This is a genomic window from Brucella sp. IR068, from assembly GCF_049065885.1.
GTDB classification, from domain to species: domain Bacteria; phylum Pseudomonadota; class Alphaproteobacteria; order Rhizobiales; family Rhizobiaceae; genus Brucella; species Brucella intermedia.
Map to the genome: position 1 here is coordinate 80,100 of NZ_JBAKHE010000006.1, position 19,813 is coordinate 99,912.

The following is a 19,813-nucleotide window of genomic DNA, read 5'->3' on the forward strand; positions in this document are numbered from 1 at the left end:
CTAAGATCATGAGTCAGAATCCATTTTTGGTCGGAACGCTTGAACAGCCTACAATTGTCGTTCGTACCGGCCAAGACCAGCAGAACCCGCATATCGGCCTGCTTACTATTGACGAGTGGACTGTCAAATGCGCGGTAGGCCGCAATGGGTTGGTGGAGCCGCACCTGAAGCGCGAAGGTGATGGAAAAACACCCCGCGGTCGCTATCCTTTGCGTTATGGCTTTTACGATCCTGCGGTTTTTGGTGATGAACCACGCAGTTTCGATTTCCCCTTTTTGCCCAAGCCCGAAAACTACCGCTGGGTGGAAGATCCAGACAGTCCCTTTTACAACCAGCTGGTTTTTGAAACTGATGAAACCCAAGCCTCCCGTCGGGGTGAGCGGCTCTTCGATCTGATTATCCCTGTCGGATGGAATGATGCCCTGCCCGATGCACGCGGCGGTTCTGCAATTTTCATACATGCGGCCCGCCCCGATTTCAGCGGTACATCTGGCTGTGTCGTCGTTGCCCACGAACATCTGACGGAACTGGCGCGCCGGGTGCGCCCCGGAATGGTTATCGATATCGCATCGGTCGACGGGGCGCAAATGACCCTCGAACCCCGGGTGACAACCCCGCCCACCGCTATAGAGACAGTTACATTCCATGGCCTGAAGCCCGGTCCGCGCCTTATTGTGACCGGTTCTGTCCATGGTAACGAACCATGCGGCCCCCACGCCATCACACGCCTGATCCACGAGTTCCGCACCGGACAAAGGGGCCTGGAATGCGGCACGGTGACCTTTGTGCCGGTTGTGAATGGACTTGCCTTTCGTAACGATACCCGCTTCGGCGATCGCAATTTCAACCGCAATCTTTCCGAAGCCGCTATCCCCCAGGATAACGAAGACCGCGTGGCCAATGTCATCTGTCCGTTGCTGCGCGCCCACGACGTGCTGATCGATCTTCATTCCTTCAGTTCAGAAGGTCCACCGCTTGCTCTCATGGGGCCACGCAACAACAACGGAACGCTCGAACCTTTCGCGCATCAGGAGGCGGAAGAAAAGCTCGCCAAGGCGCTTGGCCTTCCAATCATTATCCATGGTTGGCTTCCAGCGCACGAAAAGGCACTTGAGCAGAAACGTGAAGCGGGCGTCACCGAAGGACTGTCGTCCCTGCATGCCATCGGCACCACTGAATATATGCGGTTTGCGGGGGGCTACGGCGTGACTGTCGAATGCGGTCAGCATCTCGATCCCAACGGACCACAAGTCGGTTATGATTGTGTCGTCAACGGAATGGCGTCGCTCGGCCTGATCTCCGCACAGCCAGCCATGGTGCACCCGTCATCGGTGCTTGAAATCAGCGATGCTATTCTGGCCGATCACGAAGATGATCACTTGCTGAAGCAGTTTGCGGCTGGCGAAAAAGTTGAAAAAGGGGAAGTCATCGGGAAACGCGCCGACGGCAGCGACATTGTGATGCCATATTCAGGAGCAGTGCTTTTTGCCGGAACAACGGCACCCGTGCATACAGAACTGTGCTTTTTGTGCAAACCGAGTGATCGCCTGCATGCTTGAACGTCTGCGCAGCCAATAAATAGCAGAATCCAATTGTTGCCGACGCTGTAAAGCCAGCGTCGGCAAGTGGTGCATTGTTTATTCCGCGATGTCGACCTTCTCGAAGCGGTGCGACCCGAGTGGCTCCATAACGTAATTCTTCACGTTCTTGGACATCGGCAATACGACCGTTGAATGCGCAAGTGGAACCCATGGGGCTTGATAGATGGCGATTGCCTGTGCCTCCTGATAGAGCCTGGTTCGCTCATCCTTGTTAGAGCTCACTCTCGCCTTCTGCAGAATATCTTCCAGCGGCTTGTAGCACCAATTGGCGTTGTTGCTTCCACCGACGCCGGAGCAACTGAAGAAATAGCTGAGCAGATTGTCAGGGTCACCATTATCGCTGGTGCCTCCGAGCACCACCGCCCCGTCACGATCCTTGTCACGAGCCTTCTTGAGATATTCACCCCATTCGTAGGAGACGATCTCCACACCGACGCCGATCTTGGCGAGATCCGCCTGCATAAGCTCAGCCGCACGCCGCGCATTTGGCATATAAGGCCGGCTGACCGGCATCGCCCAGATTTTCATCTTGAGGTCTTTGACGCCCGCATCGTCGAGGAGCTTCTTTGCTCCATCAGGGTCGTAGCTATACCCCTTTATATCACCATTATAGCCCCACATACTGGGTGGCAGGACGCTTTGAGCAACCTGTCCCATGCCCTGATAGACAGCTTCCACAATTGCCTTTCTGTCAATGGCCATGTTCAGGGCGCGGCGTACTTCCACCTTGTCGAATGGAGCGTCCAGCGTGTTCATGGCGAGATAAGCCACGTTCAGTCCCGGCTGTTCCATAACAGTAAGGTTTGGATCGGCTTTCAGCCGTGCGACATCCGCCGGCGCGGGATAGGCTGCGATATGGCACTCACCTGCCTGAAGCTTCTGCATACGGGTGGCGGGGTCCGTCGTGATCACGAAGATCAGGTTGTCAACTTTGGGCGCACCGCCCCAATAGTCTGCATTGGCAGCAAAACGGATTGCTGCATTGGTCTGATAATCCACAAAACGAAACGGACCAGTGCCCACCGGCTTGCGGTCGAGATCCTCGCGCTGCCCGGCCTTCGCCAATTGCTCGGCATATTCTGCCGACATGATCGAGCCGAAGTTAAGGGCGAGCTTCGCCAGAAGGGATGCATCCGGCTGGTTGAGAACGAACTTGACGGTATGGTCATCGACTTTGACCACTTTCTTTATAATCACCGGCATGTCCATGGCGTTGAACATTTCCCAACCTGCGCCGACGAAATAATTGTTCCACGGGTGCTGCTTGTCGAGCTGGCGATTATAGGTGAACAGAACGTCGTCCGCGTTGAATTCACGGGTTGGCGTGAAGCTGTCGGTCGAATGGAACTTCACCCCCTGCCGCAACTTCAACGTATATTCGAGATTGTCGTCAGAGATGGTCCAGCTTTCTGCGAGGCCGGGAACGACGTTGGTCGTGCCGCTTTCGAACTCAGTCAGCCGGTCGTAGATCGTTTCGGCAGAAGCGTCCCATGTGCTGTTTGTCGTGTAGAGCGCGGCATCGAAGCCTTCCGGTGCGCCCTCGGAACAATAGACCAGCGTCTTTGCCATTGCCGGGGCTAGCGCTACGCTGGACAATGCTGCCGCCGCCAACAGTGACAGCAGAGTTTTGCGTGTTGTTTTCGACTTCATTTTCATTTTTGTTCCCACAATCGTGTTTTCTTTTCGAGTTGCCGTTTGCCCAGCAAGTTAGTCGGCTCGCCCTTCTGTTGTCGCGAGGCCGCGTCCAGGTGTCCAAACGGAATCCGGTTTGGTCCAGAGCACATCATTACGGATCAGTTTCACGAGTTCCCTTGCATGAAGATCGAGGAAACGCTCTCCCTTTTCGGCCGTGGCGCTGCGCGGATCTCCCCATGTTCCGGTAACCGGCGCACGCTCGGCAAAGGAATAGAAGCGCGAAACGTCTGCCGGTACGTCGACAGGATGCTGCTGATTGCCGAATGCCTGTCCGAACTTGTCCGTCCTCACGGCATCACCGACAATGGCAAGCATGACGGAAGCTTCCCCCTCACAGGCATGATGGGGTCCATTATCTACCTCGAAGATTTTTCGTGCTTCGTCGCCTGCCAGCATCCACGGTGTGGTGGCCACGATTGGCATCGCAAATTCAACAGCCAGTTCGCGGACAGCGACCGAAAGCGGATCGATATTGCCGCCATGTCCATTGACAATCAGGAGACGTGAAAACCCAAGTGTTTTCAATGATCTGGCTATGCATCGGATGACACGGCTGAAAGTATCGTAATCAAGCGTGATAGTGCCGCCAAACGGCAGGTGGTGTTCGCTCATGCCAAGCCATTGGCCGGGGAGGACAGCGACGGGAATCTCCTCAGCTACGAGACGCGCGGCGCGGATGGCGGCTGCCGAAGCGCTCGTCGTGTCAGTAATGACCGGCAGATGAGGGCCGTGCTGCTCAAGCGATCCCACAGGCAGAATAGCAAGGGCACCCGGCTTGCCTGCAATCTCGCGCAGGTCCGGTGCGGTCATACGTGCCCATTCAACTTCTTTCGTCATGTTCAGTCCTCTTTCCTTAATTCCAGATAAAGCCAAAGCGCAGGCGTCACCGCATCAGGTCTGATGGCCTCGGGCCTCGGTCGACAAGGTTCGTGTTCTTCCGTCCGGTTGTCGCAGGGCGACCTGGTCGAATTGGGCGATAACTGCACAGGAATGATTGGGAAATATGCGAACACGACTGCCGACAGGGGGCGGGGTGTCACTGAAACGAACGAACCCATGTTCTTCAGAAAGGCGTTCAATTTCCCACATCTCTGACGTGTCACCCCACACACTGACGGCCAGCCCAAAGCCGCCGCCACCAGAGCCGTGTGCACCAAGGTCGGATGAAAGGGATTTGGAACCTGCATCGATAATGAAATGATGGTCGTTGTGGGCAACAACGGTGGCAATGATGGAAAGCGCGATGTTATCACCCGATGCTATGCCAAGGCGAAGCGCGGTCCGGTCAAGGAAGGCGTAGTTTCCCGGCCGTATCTCCGTTATCCCGGACGGAATAGGCGCGCCGAGGCAAGTCGGTGTCGACCCCACGGATATTGCGGGGACTTCGACGCCCACCTCCTTCAACTGTTCTGCGAGGTGGAGGAGGGCCTGCGCTTCCGCATTGGCAATATTTGCCAGTTCTTCGGCGGACTTGCTGCCATAGGCATGGCCTGCATGGGAAAAAAGGCCTGCGAATGCAAGATAAGGGTGTTGTGCTATCTTTTGAGCCAGCACAACGGCGGCGGGGTCCTGCGGCTTGACGCCGACGCGCCCGAGACCGACATCGACTTTCAGAAAAACGCCAAGCTTTACATCATGTGCTTCTGCGGCAGCCCCAATCGCCTGAATGCCGATCTCGTGAGCGGCGATAAACATAAGCTCGGTATCTCGAATCTGCGCACTGCGTATCAGGCGACCGATCGAATCCGGTCTCACGATGGGATAAGCGAGGGTTACGGAGGGAATGCCGCCCTCGACAAAGACCAGCGCTTCATCCGGCTTGGAAGCAGTGACGCCAATTGCGCCAAGCTGAAGCTGGCGGTTGGCAATCATGAGGCTCTTGTGGGTCTTGATGTGAGGCCGCAGCCGCACCCCGGCTTTGTCCGCCTTTTGCTGCATCTCCTTCAGGTTGCGTATCAGCCGGTCTTCGTCGATTTCCACGTAAGGTGTCTGAATGTCGACGGGATAAGGACGGTTGAATGTTTCAATTGCCACTGCTGGTTCAGTCAAAGTTATCTCCGGCAATCTGACTGCAAGCCCCGTGCCTGCCAGTTTGTTCCACTGTACCCGAAAGTCATGGAACCAGATTTGCACAGCCGGAGAGGCAATCAAATTATTTTCTTATAAGAAAATAATTTCCCTAAGATGCCGATGAGATTCAAGCCTTATCGAAGACGTCAATCCGCTTTGAATTTGATGGTTTGCGTATTGACCAGCGTAGAAACCAGTTCCGTTTCCGGCGTTGAACAGACACACAGGATCTGGGCGGGCTCTTCGCTCACGCTTAGATAACCGTGTCCAGTCATCGCATCAAAATAGGCGGAATCGCCTTTCTTGAGACGAAGAGGTGCATAAATTTCTGAGTGGAGTTCCAGTTCACCCTCAAGCACATAGATGAATTCCTCGCCCTTGTGCCGGATGAGCGGCCCAAATTCCTCAAGTGTTCGAGCGTGCGCCACAGCGAGGATCGGGACCATCGCCTTCTTGTAGATCTCCGTGCAAATATAGAGATAGTCGTAGTTCTGCGTGATGATCGAACGGCCGTCGCCGGACTTTGTGAATGTACGCCGGCCCATCACATTTGAAAGTTCATCCGGGGTGGCCACAGCGCCAAAAAGCTCTGCAATATCGACACCAATGCCCTGAGCAAGCTGGATAAGCCGGTCATATGTAAGCTGCATCTGGTTGTTCTCAACCTTCGAAAGGGTCGATACTGCAAGCCCGGTCATCGCGCTTACTTCAGCCAGGGTCCAATGGTTGCGGCTTCGGATGTCTCTCAGGATGTCGCCGAGGCTGGATTTCGCATCATTCATCCGAAGTTTTCCATTCGCTTGATCTCAAATTCGAGTGGCATCCCGATCAACTCTGTTTTCAAGAGGTATATCGCGTCACTGACATGAGCGCGTAATTTACATCTCGCCGTAAAGCAACATGATGCCCTACTGAGCCAGCGGATCCGCAACTCTCGGCCAGTATGGTTTTTCCAGTTTTGTGAAAGGCAAATCTTCGAAACGTGGTTGTAGCGCACCGGGAGCGCCAACATAGAGTATCTCGCCCGCAATAGGTTCGAAACCAGCCCGGAAATGGTTGCTCGATTTCACCACGACAATCTTCTTTTTCGAGGGATCAAGTCCGAGCCCTGTCATGCATTCGGGGTGAAATGTCTGCGTGCGGATGGTATTCAACACGATATCGATACTCCCCGCGCTGACCCAGACGGCCTCGCCGATGCCCAGCGGCGTGGGGCCAAACCGTTGCGTAATGTCCGAAGCAATCCGCCGGACCGTGACCGTGAGATCCAGCGGCGCACCCGACACTTCGCCGACCTTGCCCCCAATCCTCAACGCGAGAGAGGCGCCTTCTCCCGCTTCCCGGCACATCCGCACGGCGATCGGGTCCCAGTAAAGACAAGAGGCGACGTCTTCAATTCCGCGTTCAATAATGCGCCGCAGAATAAAAGTGGAATCGCCCGGGGCGCCCCCGCCAGCATTGTCTGAAACATCGGCCAAGACAACGGGACCATTTTTCGCTTCCAATGCACGGTCCAGCGCCTCATCGACGGACAAGTATGCGCCACGCATTTGCTCCCGTGCACTGTATATCTCTCGACCGAAGCTTTCGGCGATGTGAGCAGCCTTCTGCCGATCCTGGTCGGTGACAACGAGCATCTTCGCGCCCACATCCGCAACGTCACCCCATGGAAAACCATGGCCGAAGGAGACAGCCAGTACGCCGTCGTTCCCTTCCATCGCCTTCATCCGGTCCACAACTCCGCGCAACGGTTGCCGGTGCGGATGAAAGATGCTGATGAGGCGGCAGTCATAGACCGCCATGACAGGTTCGATTTCACCCGTGAGCGTTCGTTCCAGTATCGCAAAGAGCTGACGGGCTACGATCTCAATATCGGTGTGTGGATATTCCTTGTAAGTTACGATCATCGTTGCATTGTCGATCATGCGCTCAGTAATATGACAATGCAGATCCAGCTCGACAGCTATCGGAACATGAGCGCCCACAAGGCCACGTATATGGGAGATGAGGTCTCCTTCGACGTCATCATAACCGTCCGCAACGCAGGCACCATGAAGCGCAAGCATGACTGCGTCCACCGGCATTGCCGCCTGAAGATCATCAAGAATTGTTTTGCGGAAATGTTCGTAAACGGCGCGGGTGGTTCTGCCGCCAGGCTCGGCCACTGCGCAAAGACTTTCGACGACACTCCAACCTTTCCTTTCTGCGGCATCCCGCCAGACAGACAATTGCGATGAGCAGCAATTGAGTGGCTTCGAAGTGGCATCTCCATAAGCAATCAGGTTTTCAGTGAAAGCTTGGAAACCTGTCTGCATTGGCGAAAAAGTGTTCGTTTCGGTATCCAGACCGGCGATGAAGATTTTCATTATCGTCTCTTATTGTGCGTTCAAATTTTCCGATAATAAACATCGTCATTTCGCCCGGTCAACACAGCATGACCATCCTGGACATCCGTTGCAACAATTCATCCGGCTTGAAGCGCGCCCCAACTCTGGGCGCAGCTATGCCGCGAGCACCGAGAAATGCCAAGGACATCGACGGTAGCGCGAAGCGTCTTTCCTGCCGAAATGGAAAAGAATTCAGTCGCGTCGTAATAGAGAAATATTGCTCGCGAGCGCAGGGAACGTGGGCTTAAGCTAGGCGGCTCAGGCGAACGCATAGTGTCCCACAATGGCGATCATGGGCCTTCAGATTGTCTGACCGCATTCAGATACTGACTTGGGACGGAGCAAGGGCATCACGATAGCATCGGCCAGCTTGGCCTGATGATCTCTGCCAAGCTTCAGCGAGTGTAAGAACAGGATTGATCATAGTCAGCGTCAAGACCGCCAAAATGCTTTACAATCGGTCCTTCTGTCCTTGGGGAGACTTTGGAGATGCGGTTTTCAGGGAAAGATCGATCGAAGACAATCCTTCTGGTCTTTGCCGTCTGCGGACTTGTGCTCGGGCTGGGCTTTTACTTTTCGGGTTACTCCTACGGTGCACGGCTGATCTGGGCTATCGCCACCCTGCCTGTACTGGCGACTTTGCTCGCCGAAATTCTCAGGAGTTTATGGCGAGGGGAGTTCGGGCTGGATATCGTCGCGGCGATGTCCATGTCGGCCGCTCTGGCATTTGGGGAAATGCTGGCGGCCTCGATTGTCGCGCTCATGTATACCGGCGGAGCTTTCCTTGAGAGCTTTGCCGAAGGGCGGGCACGCCGTGAGATGCATGCCTTGCTGTCCCGCGCGCCCCGAACCACAATGCGTTATATTGATGATCGTCTCGAGGATGTTGCCGTTGACACGGTTCGTCCGGGCGACCGGCTCCTGATCCGTCAGGGAGATGTTATCCCCGTCGACGGGCGTATCGCTTCCAACAGGGCCTTCGTAAACACCTCGGCACTGACGGGAGAAGCACTTCCGATCTCGCTAGCCCAGGGGGCCGATGTGCTGAGCGGATCGGTCAATGCCGGCGATGCCTTCGATATCGTTGCCAGACACGAAGCGAAGGACAGCACCTATGCGGGCATCGTGCGCCTCGTGGAAGAGGCACAGGCTTCCAAAGCCCCGATGTCGAGACTGGCGGATCAGTGGTCTATCGGTTTTCTGATCGTAACCATCGTAATCGCCTTCGCAGCGTGGTGGTTCACGGGCGATCCGATAAGGTCGGTCGCCGTTCTCGTCGTTGCCACCCCATGCCCGCTCATTCTGGCGGTGCCCGTCGCGCTTGTTGCCGGGCTATCGCGTTCCGCTCATTTCGGGGTGCTGGTGAAGGGTGCTGGTCCGCTGGAGAATATGGCTCGCATCGTTACGCTGGTGCTGGACAAGACCGGAACGCTGACTGATGGCCGTCCGCAAATCACCTCGATCCACCTTGAGCCGGGATTCGGTGAAGACGAGATATTGCGGCTCGCTGCTTCCCTTGACCAGGTGTCGAAACACCCGATGGCACAGGCGCTTGTACTGGCCGCTCAGGAACGCGGTATAGATCTTGTATTGCCGACCGACGTTAGCGAACTGGCGGGGGACGGCGTGGCTGGCCGGGTCGATGGCAGAAGTGTCATCGTCGGCGGGCACAGCTTCGTTGCAAGACAAGCCGGCGCAAAGCTGGTCGAAATTCCCGGCACTGAAGCGGGAGCAGCGCTGGTGGCAGTCGCAATAGACGGCGCTGTTGCGGGCTATATAGTCATGGCCGACCCTTTGCGCGGCGATGTGGCCTCTACGCTAAAAGGTTTACGCAAGGATGGTGTGAGGCGCATTGTGCTGGCGACGGGCGATCGCGCTGCGGTGGCCAGACGCGTCACCAAGGGTTTGGGGCTCGATGCCATCTACTGCGAACTTTCACCCGATCAAAAGGTGCTGACCGTTCTCAGCGAGCGCAAGTATGGCCCCGTGATGATGGTCGGCGACGGCGTGAACGACGCACCTGCGCTCGCCGCGGCGGATGTCGGCGTTGCGATGGGTGCAAGGGGAGCGGCTGCCTCTGCCGAAGCCGCCGACATCGTTCTTCTCGTCGACAGAATAGGCAGGCTGCGGACCGGCATAGAGATCGCGAAGCGATCAAGGCGCATCGCCGTCGAAAGCGTTGTGGCAGGCATCGGCCTTTCAGTGATCGCCATGATTGCAGCAGCGTTCGGCTATCTGTCACCCGTTCAGGGTGCGTTGCTACAGGAGGTGATCGATGTCGCTGTCATTCTCAATGCGCTTCGAGCACTGAAAATCTCGCCAGCCATCGGCTGAAGAGCGTTGGAAACCGGATCGATGCGAAACGAAGTTCGATATTCTTTCCATACATGCCCTCGGTTCCGGCCGCGAATAATTCCACAAGAGGAAGCATCAGGCCGATACGGCCTGATGCATGTGGTTTCAACAATGATAAGGAAGCTTCACTCGAAATCTGCCGGCAGCACATCAGCCGGAATGTTCTGATAACTGACGGGGCGCAGAAAGCGGCGGATGGACATGGTTCCAACGCTGGTTGCGCCGAAATTCGTGCTGGCCGGATAAGGCCCGCCATGCACCATCGAATCGACCACTTCCACACCGGTCGGGAAACCGTTGGCCAGAACGCGTCCGGCCTTGCGTTCCAGAACCGGCAGAAGCTTGCGGGCTGAAGCGGCATCGTCCTTGTCCATATGCAAGGTTGCCGTCAGCTGGCCTTCAAAACCCTTGGCCAGATGCACCATGTCGTCGACCGACTTGACGCGGACCACAACGCCGAGCGGGCCGAACACTTCCTCGCCGATGGTGTGATCGCCGAGGAAGGCGTCCCCCGTCGTCTCATAGAGATTGGGCGAGGCTTCGCGGCCCTTGCTTTCCGTCGTCAGCACAGGCTTGACGGAGTTGCGGCTGTCGAAATGCGCTTTGCCATCCTGATAAGCCTTGGCAATGCCATCGGTCAGCATGACCTGCGGCGCGACCTTTTCCAAAGCGCTGCGGGTGGATTGCACAAAGCTGTCGGCGTCCGATCCGTCGATAACCACGGCGATGCCCGGATTGGTGCAGAACTGACCGGCACCCATGGTCAAGGACGCGGCCCAGCCTTCGCCCAGCGACGGCGCGCGGGTCTTCATGGCTTCCGGCAGCAGGAACATCGGATTGACCGAGCCAAGCTCGCCGAAGAAAGGAATCGGTTCCGGGCGCTGTGCGCAAAGATTGAACAGAGCGCGGCCACCGCCAAGCGAGCCGGTAAAGCCGACAGCCTTGATCAGCGGATGCGTGACCAGCGCTTCACCGACCTTGCGGTCACCACCCTGAATGAGACTGAACACGCCCTTGGGCATGCCGGTCTTGATGAGGGCGGCATGAATGGCCTCGGCGACGATCTCGCCGGTCCCGGGATGGGCGGAGTGGCCTTTCACGACGACCGGGCAGCCTGCGGCAAGGGCGGCTGCCGTGTCACCGCCGGCGGTAGAGAAAGCGAGGGGAAAATTGGATGCGCCGAAAACGGCAACCGGGCCAATCGGACGCTGCATCAGCCGGATTTCCGGGCGTGGCGCTGGCTTTCGGTCCGGCAGGGCCTCGTCAACGCGGCGATCCAGATAGTCACCCTTGCGGATATGGGTGGCAAAAAGGCGGAGCTGGCCGGTGGTGCGCCCACGCTCGCCTTCAAGTCGGCCCGCCGGCAGGCCGGTTTCCTGCGTGCCGATTTCCGTGATGGCGGCAGCGCGCGCTTCGATTTCGTCGGCGATGGCCTCAAGGAACTGAGCGCGCTCTTCGCGGCTTGTGTAACCATAAGTCCAGAAAGCATCTTCCGCCGCTTCGCAGGCGCGCGCCACAAGAGCAGGCGTGCCGACCGCAAATTCATGCGATGAACCCGTCGCAGGTGTCGAGGCGAATGTCGCCTCCCCCGCCACCCATTCACCGGCGATCAGATGGCATCCGTGCGGCTTGAAAATCATTGTCATTTCCATTTCTGATGAGTTAATGAAACCATAATATGTATTTGAAGATGGCGGTCAATACGTCATACGACTTTCATATGCAGTCTTGTTCTGCATAATCAGAATTGCTACACGATTGAAGCACAACCAAGGAAAGTTTGCGGTGACGAACAAAGACAAGGACACATCCCGTTCAACTGGAAATCTTGTCGCCAAAGTGAGTGAACAGCTGCGGCGATCCATACAGTCGGGCGAAATAACGCCCGGGACGAAGTTGCCGAGCGAAGCACGGCTTACTGAATCCTTTGGCGTCAGTCGCACGGTCATTCGCGAAGCAATCGCAGCCTTGCGGGCCGACCGGCTGGTGGAAGCAAGGCAAGGTGCGGGTGTCTTTGTGCTCGAGCCGCAGCCGCCTGAAACAGTTCCCTTCCAAAACCTTGACTATGAGCGCGTTTCTTCCGTCATAGAACTCCTGGAACTACGCACCGGAGTGGAAGTCGAGGCTGCGGGACTTGCCGCCTTGCGTCGTTCGCCGCAACAGGAAGAAGCCATCATCAATTGTCACAGGCAGGTTCTGGCCTGCCTCGAATCCGGTCAATCCACGAGCGAGGCAGATTTTGCCCTGCATCTTGCCATTGCAGATGCCGCCAACAATCCGCGCTTCCGCGAGTTTCTGGCAATGATCGGCAGTGGCGTCATTCCCCGTGCAGCACTTCAGTCGGGTGCAGACACCAGTCCCGGTGATTATATCGCCCATTTGCATAGGGAACACGCGCAGATCATAGAGGCCATATTCAACGGTGACGAGAACGGTGCGCGTGATGCCATGCGCCGGCATTTGAAGGGCAGCCAGACCCGCTATCGGGCCATTCTGCAGAGAGCGCCATAACTTATAATATAAGTTGTTGACACTTATCATCTGAATCGGGTAGGTCCTATGTGTAGTTTTCCAGAAGGGATCGACACATGGAACCGCAACTAATCAAACAGAAACTGGGCGCTGGCCTGCTCTCGTTTCCGGTCACGCATTTTGATGTGGAAGGGAATTTTGCGCCTGAAAGCTATAAGGCGCATGTCGAATGGCTTTCGGGTTTCGACGCGCCCGTGCTGTTCGCAGCAGGAGGTACGGGTGAGTTTTTCTCCTTGCGACCCGACGAAATTCCGGCAATCGTCTCAGCCGCCAAAGAGGCTGCGGGCGGCAGCAATACGGCCATCGTTTCTGGTTGCGGCTATGGCACCGAGGTAGCCATCGAGATTGCGAAATCAGCAGAAAAAGCCGGTGCCGACGGAATCCTGCTTCTGCCCCATTATCTGATCGATGCCCCGCAGGAAGGGCTCTATGAGCATGTCAAGCGCGTCTGTCAGTCAATCGGTATCGGCGTCATGGTCTATAACCGTGACAATTCGGTTCTTCAGGCTGACACGCTGGCCCGCCTTTGCGATGCCTGCCCTAACCTCGTCGGTTTCAAGGATGGCGTCGGCGACATCGGTCTGGTTCGCCAGATTACCGCAAAGATGGGCGACCGGCTGACCTATCTCGGCGGCATGCCAACGGCGGAACTCTTCGCCGAAGCTTATCTTGGCGCGGGCTTCACCACGTATTCCTCGGCGGTTTTCAACTTTGTTCCGGGCCTGGCGGTGGAATTCTACAAGGCATTGCGAGCAGGCGAACGCGCAAGCTGCGAGCGCATCCTCAATGAGTTCTTCTACCCGTTTATGGCGATCCGCAGCCGTCGTAAGGGCTATGCTGTTGCCGCAGTCAAAGCCGGCGTTCGCCTGCAGGGCTTTGCTGCCGGTCCGGTTCGTGCCCCTCTTTCCGATCTGACCAGGGAAGAAGAAGGCATGCTTGAAGCTCTGATCGGCAATCATGCCCGCAAGCAGGCCGCCTGAAACCTTGACTTGAAGACAGAAGCCGCAGCTCTTGGCTGCGGCTTTTTTGATGCCTCACATCAGGGAAGCGACCATTTCCCTGAGACGCGTGCAGGCTTTGACCAGTTCTTCTTCCGAAGCCGCAATCGACAGGCGGATGAAGCCCGGGGCTCCAAAGGCAATACCGGGCACACTGGAAACGCCAAATTCCTCAAGCAGATATTTCGCTACGTCCGTATCGGTTTGAAGAACATTGCCCGCACCGGTTTTGCGGCCGAAAAGCTTTTCGACGCCGATGAAAGCATAAAAGGCGCCGTCGGGCTTGAGGAAATCGATATCCGTAATTTGCGCCAGATGGCCGGCCACCAGATCGGCGCGGCGGCTGAAGATTTCTGCGGCCTGCGCAACAAAGGCCTGATCACCGTCAAGGGCTGCCTGTGCCGCCGCCTGCGCGATAGAGCATACGGAGGTCACGCTTTGCGATTGCATCTTGTTGATCGCGGCAACAAGTGCTTTGGGTCCTGCGGCATAGCCGACGCGCCAGCCCGTCATGGCATAGGTTTTGGAGACACCGTTGACAATGAGAGTGCGTTCGCGAAGCTGCGGACATGCGGTCCCGAAAGAGATGAAAGGCACCTCGCTTAACAGGACATGCTCATAGATTTCATCGGAGAGAATGAGAATGCGCTCGTGCTTTTCGAGAATATGGGCCAGTTGCGCATATTCATCTTCGCTATAAATGGCGCCTGTCGGATTGGATGGGGAATTGAGCATCAGCCAGCGGGATTTGGGCGTGATTGCCGCTGCAAGCCGGCTCGCGGTCAGTTTGAAACCAGTTTCCGGTCCGCAAGGCACGAAGACCGGCTTGCCGCCATGCAACGCGACAATATCAGCATAGGATACCCAGCATGGCGTGGGGATGATCACTTCATCCCCTTCTTCCAGCGTTGCCAGAAACGTGTCGAACAATATCTGCTTGGCACCGTTGGCCACGGTCAGTTCATCGATGCTGAATTCAAGCTGGTTGTCGCGACTGAACTTGACAATGATGGCCTTGCGAAGCGATTCCGTGCCAGCGGCCGCACCATAACGCACGCCGCCGGCTTTCACCGCCGCATGGGCGGCATCCAGAACGTGGGTGGGCGGTTCAAAATCAGGTTCCCCTAGAGAAAGATCCACAATGTCCCGGCCCTCGGCGCGCAGTTTCCTGGCGGCCATGGAGACGGCCATGCTGGGAGACGCCTTGATGCCCGATGATCGGCGATTTTCATACTGCATGGGAATACTCTTTTATTGGTCAGATGAAAGAAGCCGCCCTCATGGGGCGGCTTCCGATGACGTTCAGGACTATCCATTCACCACATAATCAAAATCCCGGTCGCGTTTGACGGCTTCCGCATCACGCTTGTCGTGGGAGCCATAACCGCCACCTCCGGGCAGTTGAAGGATGAGCGTGCGACCGGCAGGTACATGCTGGCGTCCCTTGGCGTTCAACACCGTGCCATCGTCGAGAAGGACCGCCCCGGCGGCTCCGTTCTCTCCCCCTTCGCGGCCGCGCGGTGGGTGCTTGATGCGGTCGAACATTGCGTTGAAGTAAATCTCGTGTCCTTCGGTTGGAGCGATTTCCACCACCTGACCAAGGCCACCGCGGAACTGACCGGCACCACCCGAACCATCGCGCAGTTCCTTGCGCCAGAAAATGACCGGCCCGACATGCTCGGTTGCTTCAATCGACATCGAATGCACGCCGCTTGGAAAGGCCGTGGCGTTCAACCCGTCCAGATGCGACCGCGCGCCGGTGCCCCCGCTGTTGAACAACAGCACTTCCGCACGGTGGCCTCCGTCCCTCGGCGCATCCTTGCCGGTGAGCGGGCGTGCGCTGACATGCAGGTTCCAAAGCGCGCCGGAACCTTCGGCGGGCACTTTTCCCGGCAGCATCTTGTGGACGGCACCGAGCACTGCATCGGGCACCAGATGGCCCAACACGTGGCGCACTGAAACGGGAGCCGGACGCTGCGCATTCAGGATGCAGTCTTTCGGCGCAGTCACCTTGAACGGCAGCAATGAGGCATGGTTGTTGGGAATTTCCGGGGCGAGCGAGCATTTCAGGCCATAGCAGGCATAGGCGGCAGAATAGATCAACGGACAGTTGATGCCCTTGGGGCTCGGTGCCGATGTACCGGCGAAATCCGCAAGGATATGATCGGCATGCACGTCTATCCGCACGGCAATGTCGATTGGATCGCCGTAACCGTCCACGCGCATCACGTTGGAGTAGGTGCCGTGCGGCAGGCTGGCCAGGCGTTCAAGCGTCGCATCATAGCTGCGCTTGAAGATGAAATCGGCCAGGCCTTCCAGATCATCGAGCTGGAATTCATCCATCATGTCCATCAGGCGGCGATGACCGATTTCATTGCAGGCTGCGAGCGAATAGACGTCGCCGACGACCTGATGGCTTTCGCGCACATTGTTTCGCAGTATATTGACGAGGTCCTTGTTGACCACACCGCGCTCGGCAAATTTCATGATCGGCACGAAAATGCCTTCTTCATAAACTTCGTTCGCATCCGGGCCGAAGCCGCGTCCGCCAACATCGACCACATGGGCCGTACAGGCAAAGAAGCCAGTCAACTCACCCTTGCGGAAGCTCGGCGACACGACCGTGAAGTCATGCAGGTGGCCCGTGCCTTTCCATGGGTCGTTGGTGATATAGACATCGCCCTCGTAGATGTTTTCGCGACCTATGTCGTTGATGAAGTGGCCGACCGCTTCCGCCATGGCATTGACGTGGCCGGGCGTACCGGTCACAGCCTGCGCGATCATGAGGCCTGCGCGGTTGAAGACACCTGCAGAAAGGTCGCCGGATTCACGCACGCTGGTGCTGAAGGCGGTACGGATCAGAGTGACGGCCTGTTCCTCGACAACGGAAATCAGGCGGTTCCACATGATCTGCATATGAACATCGGAAATGGGTTTCTTTGTCATGTGAGACGGCTCCTTGGAGCATTTCCAGCAAAAGCGTGAAACGGTTTTGCGTTGGATAATGCGATAAAACAAATAGTTAGAGCGGTTCCGGGGATTCTGTCAGAACAGGAACCGCTCTAGGCAGCCTTGGCGCGTAGCAGCAGGCATCCATCGGCCTGCATGATCGCTTCGCGGCTGGAGGTCACAACGGTCGAGGTTTCGCGTTCCGTGATGATGGCGGGACCGGCAATCCACTCGCCCGGCTTCATGGCTTCGCGCTCGACGATCGAAGCTTCCAGGAAGCGTTCTTCGAGAACGTCGAACACCTGACGCGTGGCGGATATGGCGGCCTGCTCCTGTTTCTGGACCGGCTTTGCGGGGGTCGGGGCAGCGGCGTCTGCGCTTGCGCGCAAGGACCAGCTGACGATCTCGACATCGAGATCATCGATCACGCGGCCGAAGAACCGCTCGTAGCATTCGTCAAAAAGCGTGCGGAACAGCACCGCGTCCGCATCGCTGTAATCGCGGACTTCAATCGTAACCGGCACTTCCCAGCCTTGTCCGGCATAGCGCATGTAAGCGGTGCATTCGAGCGTCGGGTCTGCGTCAGGCGCGCCTGATCGAACGAAGGAGGTTGCTTCCTCCACCAGTTCCTTGATGACCGCATTGATGGCTTTGCCTTCAAAGCGGCTCAGGCGGCTGTATGCACTGCGTACCGATTCAAAGCCGAAGGGCGCACGCAGGAAACCGATGGCCGAACCAACACCGGCTCCGGGGGGAATGAGAAGATCGGTCACGCCGAGTTTTTCACACAGGCGCGCTGCGTGAACTGGAGCGGCACCGCCGAAGGCGATCATGGTGAATTCCGACAGTTCCTTGCCGTTTTCAACCGCATGCATGCGTGCGGCATTGCTCATGTTTTCATCTACCACTTCGCTCAGACCATAGGCGGAAGTGGCAATGTCGGAACCAAGCTTGGAGCCGATATCGGCATCCATGGCTTTTTCCGACGCAGAGCGTGAGAGTTGCATCGTGCCGCCCGCAAATGTATCGGGGTCGAGGCGGCCCAGAATGACATCGGCGTCGGTAACGGTTGGATGGGTGCCGCCGCGATCATAGCAGGCAGGGCCGGGTTCCGATCCCGCGCTGTGCGGTCCGACGCGGATCTGGCGCATGGAATCGACGGTTGCAATCGAGCCGCCGCCCGCACCGATCTCCACCATTTCGATCACTGGAATGGAGATCGGCATGCCGCTTCCCTTCTTGAAGCGATAGGTACGCGCCACTTCAAAGGTTTTGGAGGTTTTGGGCATCTGCTGCTCGATGAGGCAGATTTTTGCGGTCGTGCCGCCCATATCATAGGAGACGACCTGATCGAGCTTGTGATTGGCGGCAATGTGGGCCGCGAAGATCGCGCCACCGGCGGGGCCGGATTCGAGCAGGCGAACAGGAAATTCGATGGCGCTTTCAATGCTGATGATACCGCCGCCCGAATGAATCATGAAGACAGGCGCAACAAGGCCCTCTTCGCGAAGACGTCCGACAAGCCGGTTGAGGTAAGATGCCATCAGCGGCTTGACGTAGGCATTGGCGCAGACAGTGTTGAAACGCTGGAATTCGCGCATCTGCGGCGAGACTTCGGAGGAAATCGATACGGAAAGACCGGGCTTTCTGGCGAGAAGACGCTCGCGGAAACGGCGCTCATGCTCACCATTGAGATAGGAATGGATGAAACCGACGGCCACACTTTCGTAGCCTTCCGCGATGATGCGGTCGCAAAGCGCATCGACTTCCTTTTCATCGAGCGGCTTCAAAACCTCGCCACGGGCGCCGATGCGTTCGTTAACAACCAGCCGGTCGTTACGCGCAACAAGCGGCGCGGGCAGCACGATATCGAGATCATATTGCTCGAAACGGCTTTCCGTGCGCATTTCAATCACATCGCGAAAGCCCCTGGTTGTCACGAGTGCGGTTTTCGCACCGCGTCGCTCAATCAGTGCATTGGTGGCAAGCGTCGTTCCGTGAATGACAGTGTCGATCTGATCAAGCTTCACTCCAGCATTTTCAGCCACTTCCCGAATGCCTTTGATGATGGCATTTTCGGGAAATGCATAATCCGTCAGCACCTTGGTTGAATGGAGGGTGGAACCCACTTCCATTGCCACGTCGGTGAAGGTTCCGCCGATATCGACACCCACCCTGATCAGTTTGCCATCTATCGTCATTTTCTGCTTAACTCCCAGAAAGATATCCCGGAAAGGGACGAGTACGTTGCGTGCTGTCACGGCTTGGTTCAGGCACGTGTTTACCGGTTCCCGCAAAAGGCCTTGCGGGTTCATGTCATTGGATACTGGAGACTTTGGATGTTCCGGTGCGTTTCACCCGCACCGGGGAACCTTATGTGCTGGCGTTATTGCTTGCCGATGAAATCCACCCCTTCAAGCGTGGTTGGCAGCTTCGGACGGTCGACGCCGATCCACTTCTTATAAAGCGTATCCAGCGAACCATCTGCATTGTGGCGCGTCACGAAATCATTGAGAAAATCGAGCATGGCCTGATCGCCCTTGCGCACTGCCATGGCCTGGATATTGTCCGCTGCCTTGTATTTGCGAACATATTTGTCACCATTACCTGTGCTCTCGATCACAAGGCCGTAGGTGAGACTTCCGAGGATCGCATCAACCTGGCCCGACAGAAGCGCCTGCACGGTGGCGGCGTCGTCGTCAAAGCCCTTGATTTTTGTTCCCGCAGGGGCTGCCTTCTTGAGGATCGGCTCGAAAGCGCTGCCGCGATTGACGCCGATCGTGTATTTGGCGAGATCCTCGTTGCTGTTGATTTCGGCGTCCTTCTTCCCCCAGACCGTGATGTCATTGGCCGAATAGGGAAGCACGAACTGGATAACCTTTGCGCGCTCGGGCGTGATCGTCATCGAGGGCACCAGAAAATCGACCATGCCGTTGGTCAGCAGCGGAATGCGGTTCTGTCCTGTCACGCGCTCGAACTTGACCTCCACTCCCAGTTCCTCGGCAATAAGATTGGCCACATCGATGTCAAAGCCACCATTCTTGCCGTTCTCATCGATGAAGCCCCATGGAAACTGATCCATCTGCACGCCGATGACGGCCACGCCCTTGGCCTTGATTTCCTCCGGGCTTGCCGCTTCAGCCACACCAATGGACAAGGCCGATGCGACGAGGCTGGTTGCAAGGCTGAGTGCGATCGCGGAACTCTTGAAAACTGCGTTGATCAT

The 19,813-nt window shown here is 56.9% G+C and carries 14 protein-coding genes; 4 read left to right on the forward strand and 10 right to left on the reverse strand.

Going from position 1 to position 19,813, the window contains the following annotated elements; genetic code table 11:
• Positions 1 to 8 precede the first annotated feature (8 nt).
• Positions 9 to 1,559: a L,D-transpeptidase family protein gene (locus ACOWVS_RS11895; protein ID WP_063621214.1), complete on the forward strand. Its 1,551-nt coding sequence runs from the start codon at positions 9 to 11 to the stop codon at positions 1,557 to 1,559.
• Between the two features lie 78 nt (positions 1,560 to 1,637).
• On the opposite strand, the gene ACOWVS_RS11900 is transcribed toward ACOWVS_RS11895, so the two are convergent.
• The 5 genes from ACOWVS_RS11900 to ACOWVS_RS11920 all read right to left on the reverse strand — a co-directional run bounded on the left by ACOWVS_RS11900 (position 1,638) and on the right by ACOWVS_RS11920 (position 7,732).
• Positions 1,638 to 3,251, reverse strand: a complete 1,614-nt coding sequence (locus ACOWVS_RS11900) for an ABC transporter substrate-binding protein (RefSeq protein WP_063621279.1) — start codon at positions 3,249 to 3,251, stop codon at positions 1,638 to 1,640.
• A 57-nt stretch (positions 3,252 to 3,308) separates the two neighbouring features.
• Entirely contained in the window at positions 3,309 to 4,133 is an 825-nt protein-coding gene (locus ACOWVS_RS11905; protein WP_006470762.1) for a creatininase family protein, read from the reverse strand.
• A 54-nt stretch (positions 4,134 to 4,187) separates the two neighbouring features.
• Positions 4,188 to 5,345 carry an alanine racemase gene (locus ACOWVS_RS11910; protein ID WP_039853400.1) on the reverse strand — a complete coding sequence of 386 codons (1,158 nt, stop codon included), beginning with the start codon at positions 5,343 to 5,345 and terminating at the stop codon, positions 4,188 to 4,190.
• Between the two features lie 167 nt (positions 5,346 to 5,512).
• The gene (locus ACOWVS_RS11915) at positions 5,513 to 6,148 is read right to left on the reverse strand and encodes a helix-turn-helix domain-containing protein (protein WP_006469614.1); all 636 of its coding nucleotides are present in this window, start codon (positions 6,146 to 6,148) and stop codon (positions 5,513 to 5,515) included.
• Between the two features lie 126 nt (positions 6,149 to 6,274).
• A complete protein-coding gene (locus ACOWVS_RS11920) occupies positions 6,275 to 7,732 on the reverse strand; it encodes a M81 family metallopeptidase (protein WP_006469613.1) in 1,458 nt (485 codons plus the stop codon).
• 510 nt (positions 7,733 to 8,242) lie between these two features.
• On the opposite strand from ACOWVS_RS11920, the gene ACOWVS_RS11925 reads away from it, so the two are divergent.
• Positions 8,243 to 10,087: a heavy metal translocating P-type ATPase gene (locus tag ACOWVS_RS11925; protein ID WP_006470764.1), complete on the forward strand. Its 1,845-nt coding sequence runs from the start codon at positions 8,243 to 8,245 to the stop codon at positions 10,085 to 10,087.
• Between the two features lie 146 nt (positions 10,088 to 10,233).
• Here the strand turns inward: ACOWVS_RS11925 and ACOWVS_RS11930 are convergent, their stop codons facing one another.
• Entirely contained in the window at positions 10,234 to 11,748 is a 1,515-nt protein-coding gene (locus ACOWVS_RS11930; protein WP_006470765.1) for an aldehyde dehydrogenase (NADP(+)), read from the reverse strand.
• Positions 11,749 to 11,893: 145 nt separating this feature from the next.
• Between ACOWVS_RS11930 and ACOWVS_RS11935 the strand changes: the two genes are divergently transcribed.
• Positions 11,894 to 12,619 (forward strand): FadR/GntR family transcriptional regulator, encoded by a 726-nt coding sequence (locus ACOWVS_RS11935; protein WP_006470766.1) that lies wholly within the window; start codon positions 11,894 to 11,896, stop codon positions 12,617 to 12,619.
• A gap of 77 nt (positions 12,620 to 12,696) precedes the next feature.
• Positions 12,697 to 13,620 carry a 5-dehydro-4-deoxyglucarate dehydratase gene (kdgD, locus tag ACOWVS_RS11940; protein WP_006469608.1) on the forward strand — a complete coding sequence of 308 codons (924 nt, stop codon included), beginning with the start codon at positions 12,697 to 12,699 and terminating at the stop codon, positions 13,618 to 13,620.
• A gap of 54 nt (positions 13,621 to 13,674) precedes the next feature.
• Here kdgD and ACOWVS_RS11945 read toward each other — a convergent pair whose 3' ends face one another.
• The 4 genes from ACOWVS_RS11945 to ACOWVS_RS11960 form a co-directional block, all read right to left on the reverse strand.
• The gene (locus tag ACOWVS_RS11945; RefSeq protein ID WP_006469607.1) at positions 13,675 to 14,877 is read right to left on the reverse strand and encodes a pyridoxal phosphate-dependent aminotransferase; all 1,203 of its coding nucleotides are present in this window, start codon (positions 14,875 to 14,877) and stop codon (positions 13,675 to 13,677) included.
• Positions 14,878 to 14,946: 69 nt separating this feature from the next.
• Positions 14,947 to 16,584, reverse strand: coding sequence for a hydantoinase B/oxoprolinase family protein (locus ACOWVS_RS11950; protein WP_006470767.1), 1,638 nt, complete (start codon positions 16,582 to 16,584; stop codon positions 14,947 to 14,949).
• 116 nt (positions 16,585 to 16,700) lie between these two features.
• The gene (locus ACOWVS_RS11955; protein ID WP_006470768.1) at positions 16,701 to 18,788 is read right to left on the reverse strand and encodes a hydantoinase/oxoprolinase family protein; all 2,088 of its coding nucleotides are present in this window, start codon (positions 18,786 to 18,788) and stop codon (positions 16,701 to 16,703) included.
• Positions 18,789 to 18,973: 185 nt separating this feature from the next.
• Positions 18,974 to 19,813: a transporter substrate-binding domain-containing protein gene (locus ACOWVS_RS11960; RefSeq protein WP_075041749.1), complete on the reverse strand. Its 840-nt coding sequence runs from the start codon at positions 19,811 to 19,813 to the stop codon at positions 18,974 to 18,976.

What these genes read in the sequence shown, in the direction of transcription:
- ACOWVS_RS11950 (WP_006470767.1), bottom strand. Translation starts at nt 16,584, where the DNA reads ATGACAAAGAAACCCATTTCCGATGTTCATATGCAGATCATGTGGAAC.
- ACOWVS_RS11895 (WP_063621214.1), top strand. Translation starts at nt 9, where the DNA reads ATGAGTCAGAATCCATTTTTGGTCGGAACGCTTGAACAGCCTACAATT.
- ACOWVS_RS11915 (WP_006469614.1), bottom strand. Translation starts at nt 6,148, where the DNA reads ATGAATGATGCGAAATCCAGCCTCGGCGACATCCTGAGAGACATCCGA.
- ACOWVS_RS11905 (WP_006470762.1), bottom strand. Translation starts at nt 4,133, where the DNA reads ATGACGAAAGAAGTTGAATGGGCACGTATGACCGCACCGGACCTGCGC.
- ACOWVS_RS11945 (WP_006469607.1), bottom strand. Translation starts at nt 14,877, where the DNA reads ATGCAGTATGAAAATCGCCGATCATCGGGCATCAAGGCGTCTCCCAGC.
- ACOWVS_RS11930 (WP_006470765.1), bottom strand. Translation starts at nt 11,748, where the DNA reads ATGATTTTCAAGCCGCACGGATGCCATCTGATCGCCGGTGAATGGGTG.
- ACOWVS_RS11920 (WP_006469613.1), bottom strand. Translation starts at nt 7,732, where the DNA reads ATGAAAATCTTCATCGCCGGTCTGGATACCGAAACGAACACTTTTTCG.
- ACOWVS_RS11955 (WP_006470768.1), bottom strand. Translation starts at nt 18,788, where the DNA reads ATGACGATAGATGGCAAACTGATCAGGGTGGGTGTCGATATCGGCGGA.
- ACOWVS_RS11960 (WP_075041749.1), bottom strand. Translation starts at nt 19,813, where the DNA reads ATGATCAACGCAGTTTTCAAGAGTTCCGCGATCGCACTCAGCCTTGCA.
- ACOWVS_RS11900 (WP_063621279.1), bottom strand. Translation starts at nt 3,251, where the DNA reads ATGAAGTCGAAAACAACACGCAAAACTCTGCTGTCACTGTTGGCGGCG.
- kdgD (WP_006469608.1), top strand. Translation starts at nt 12,697, where the DNA reads ATGGAACCGCAACTAATCAAACAGAAACTGGGCGCTGGCCTGCTCTCG.
- ACOWVS_RS11925 (WP_006470764.1), top strand. Translation starts at nt 8,243, where the DNA reads ATGCGGTTTTCAGGGAAAGATCGATCGAAGACAATCCTTCTGGTCTTT.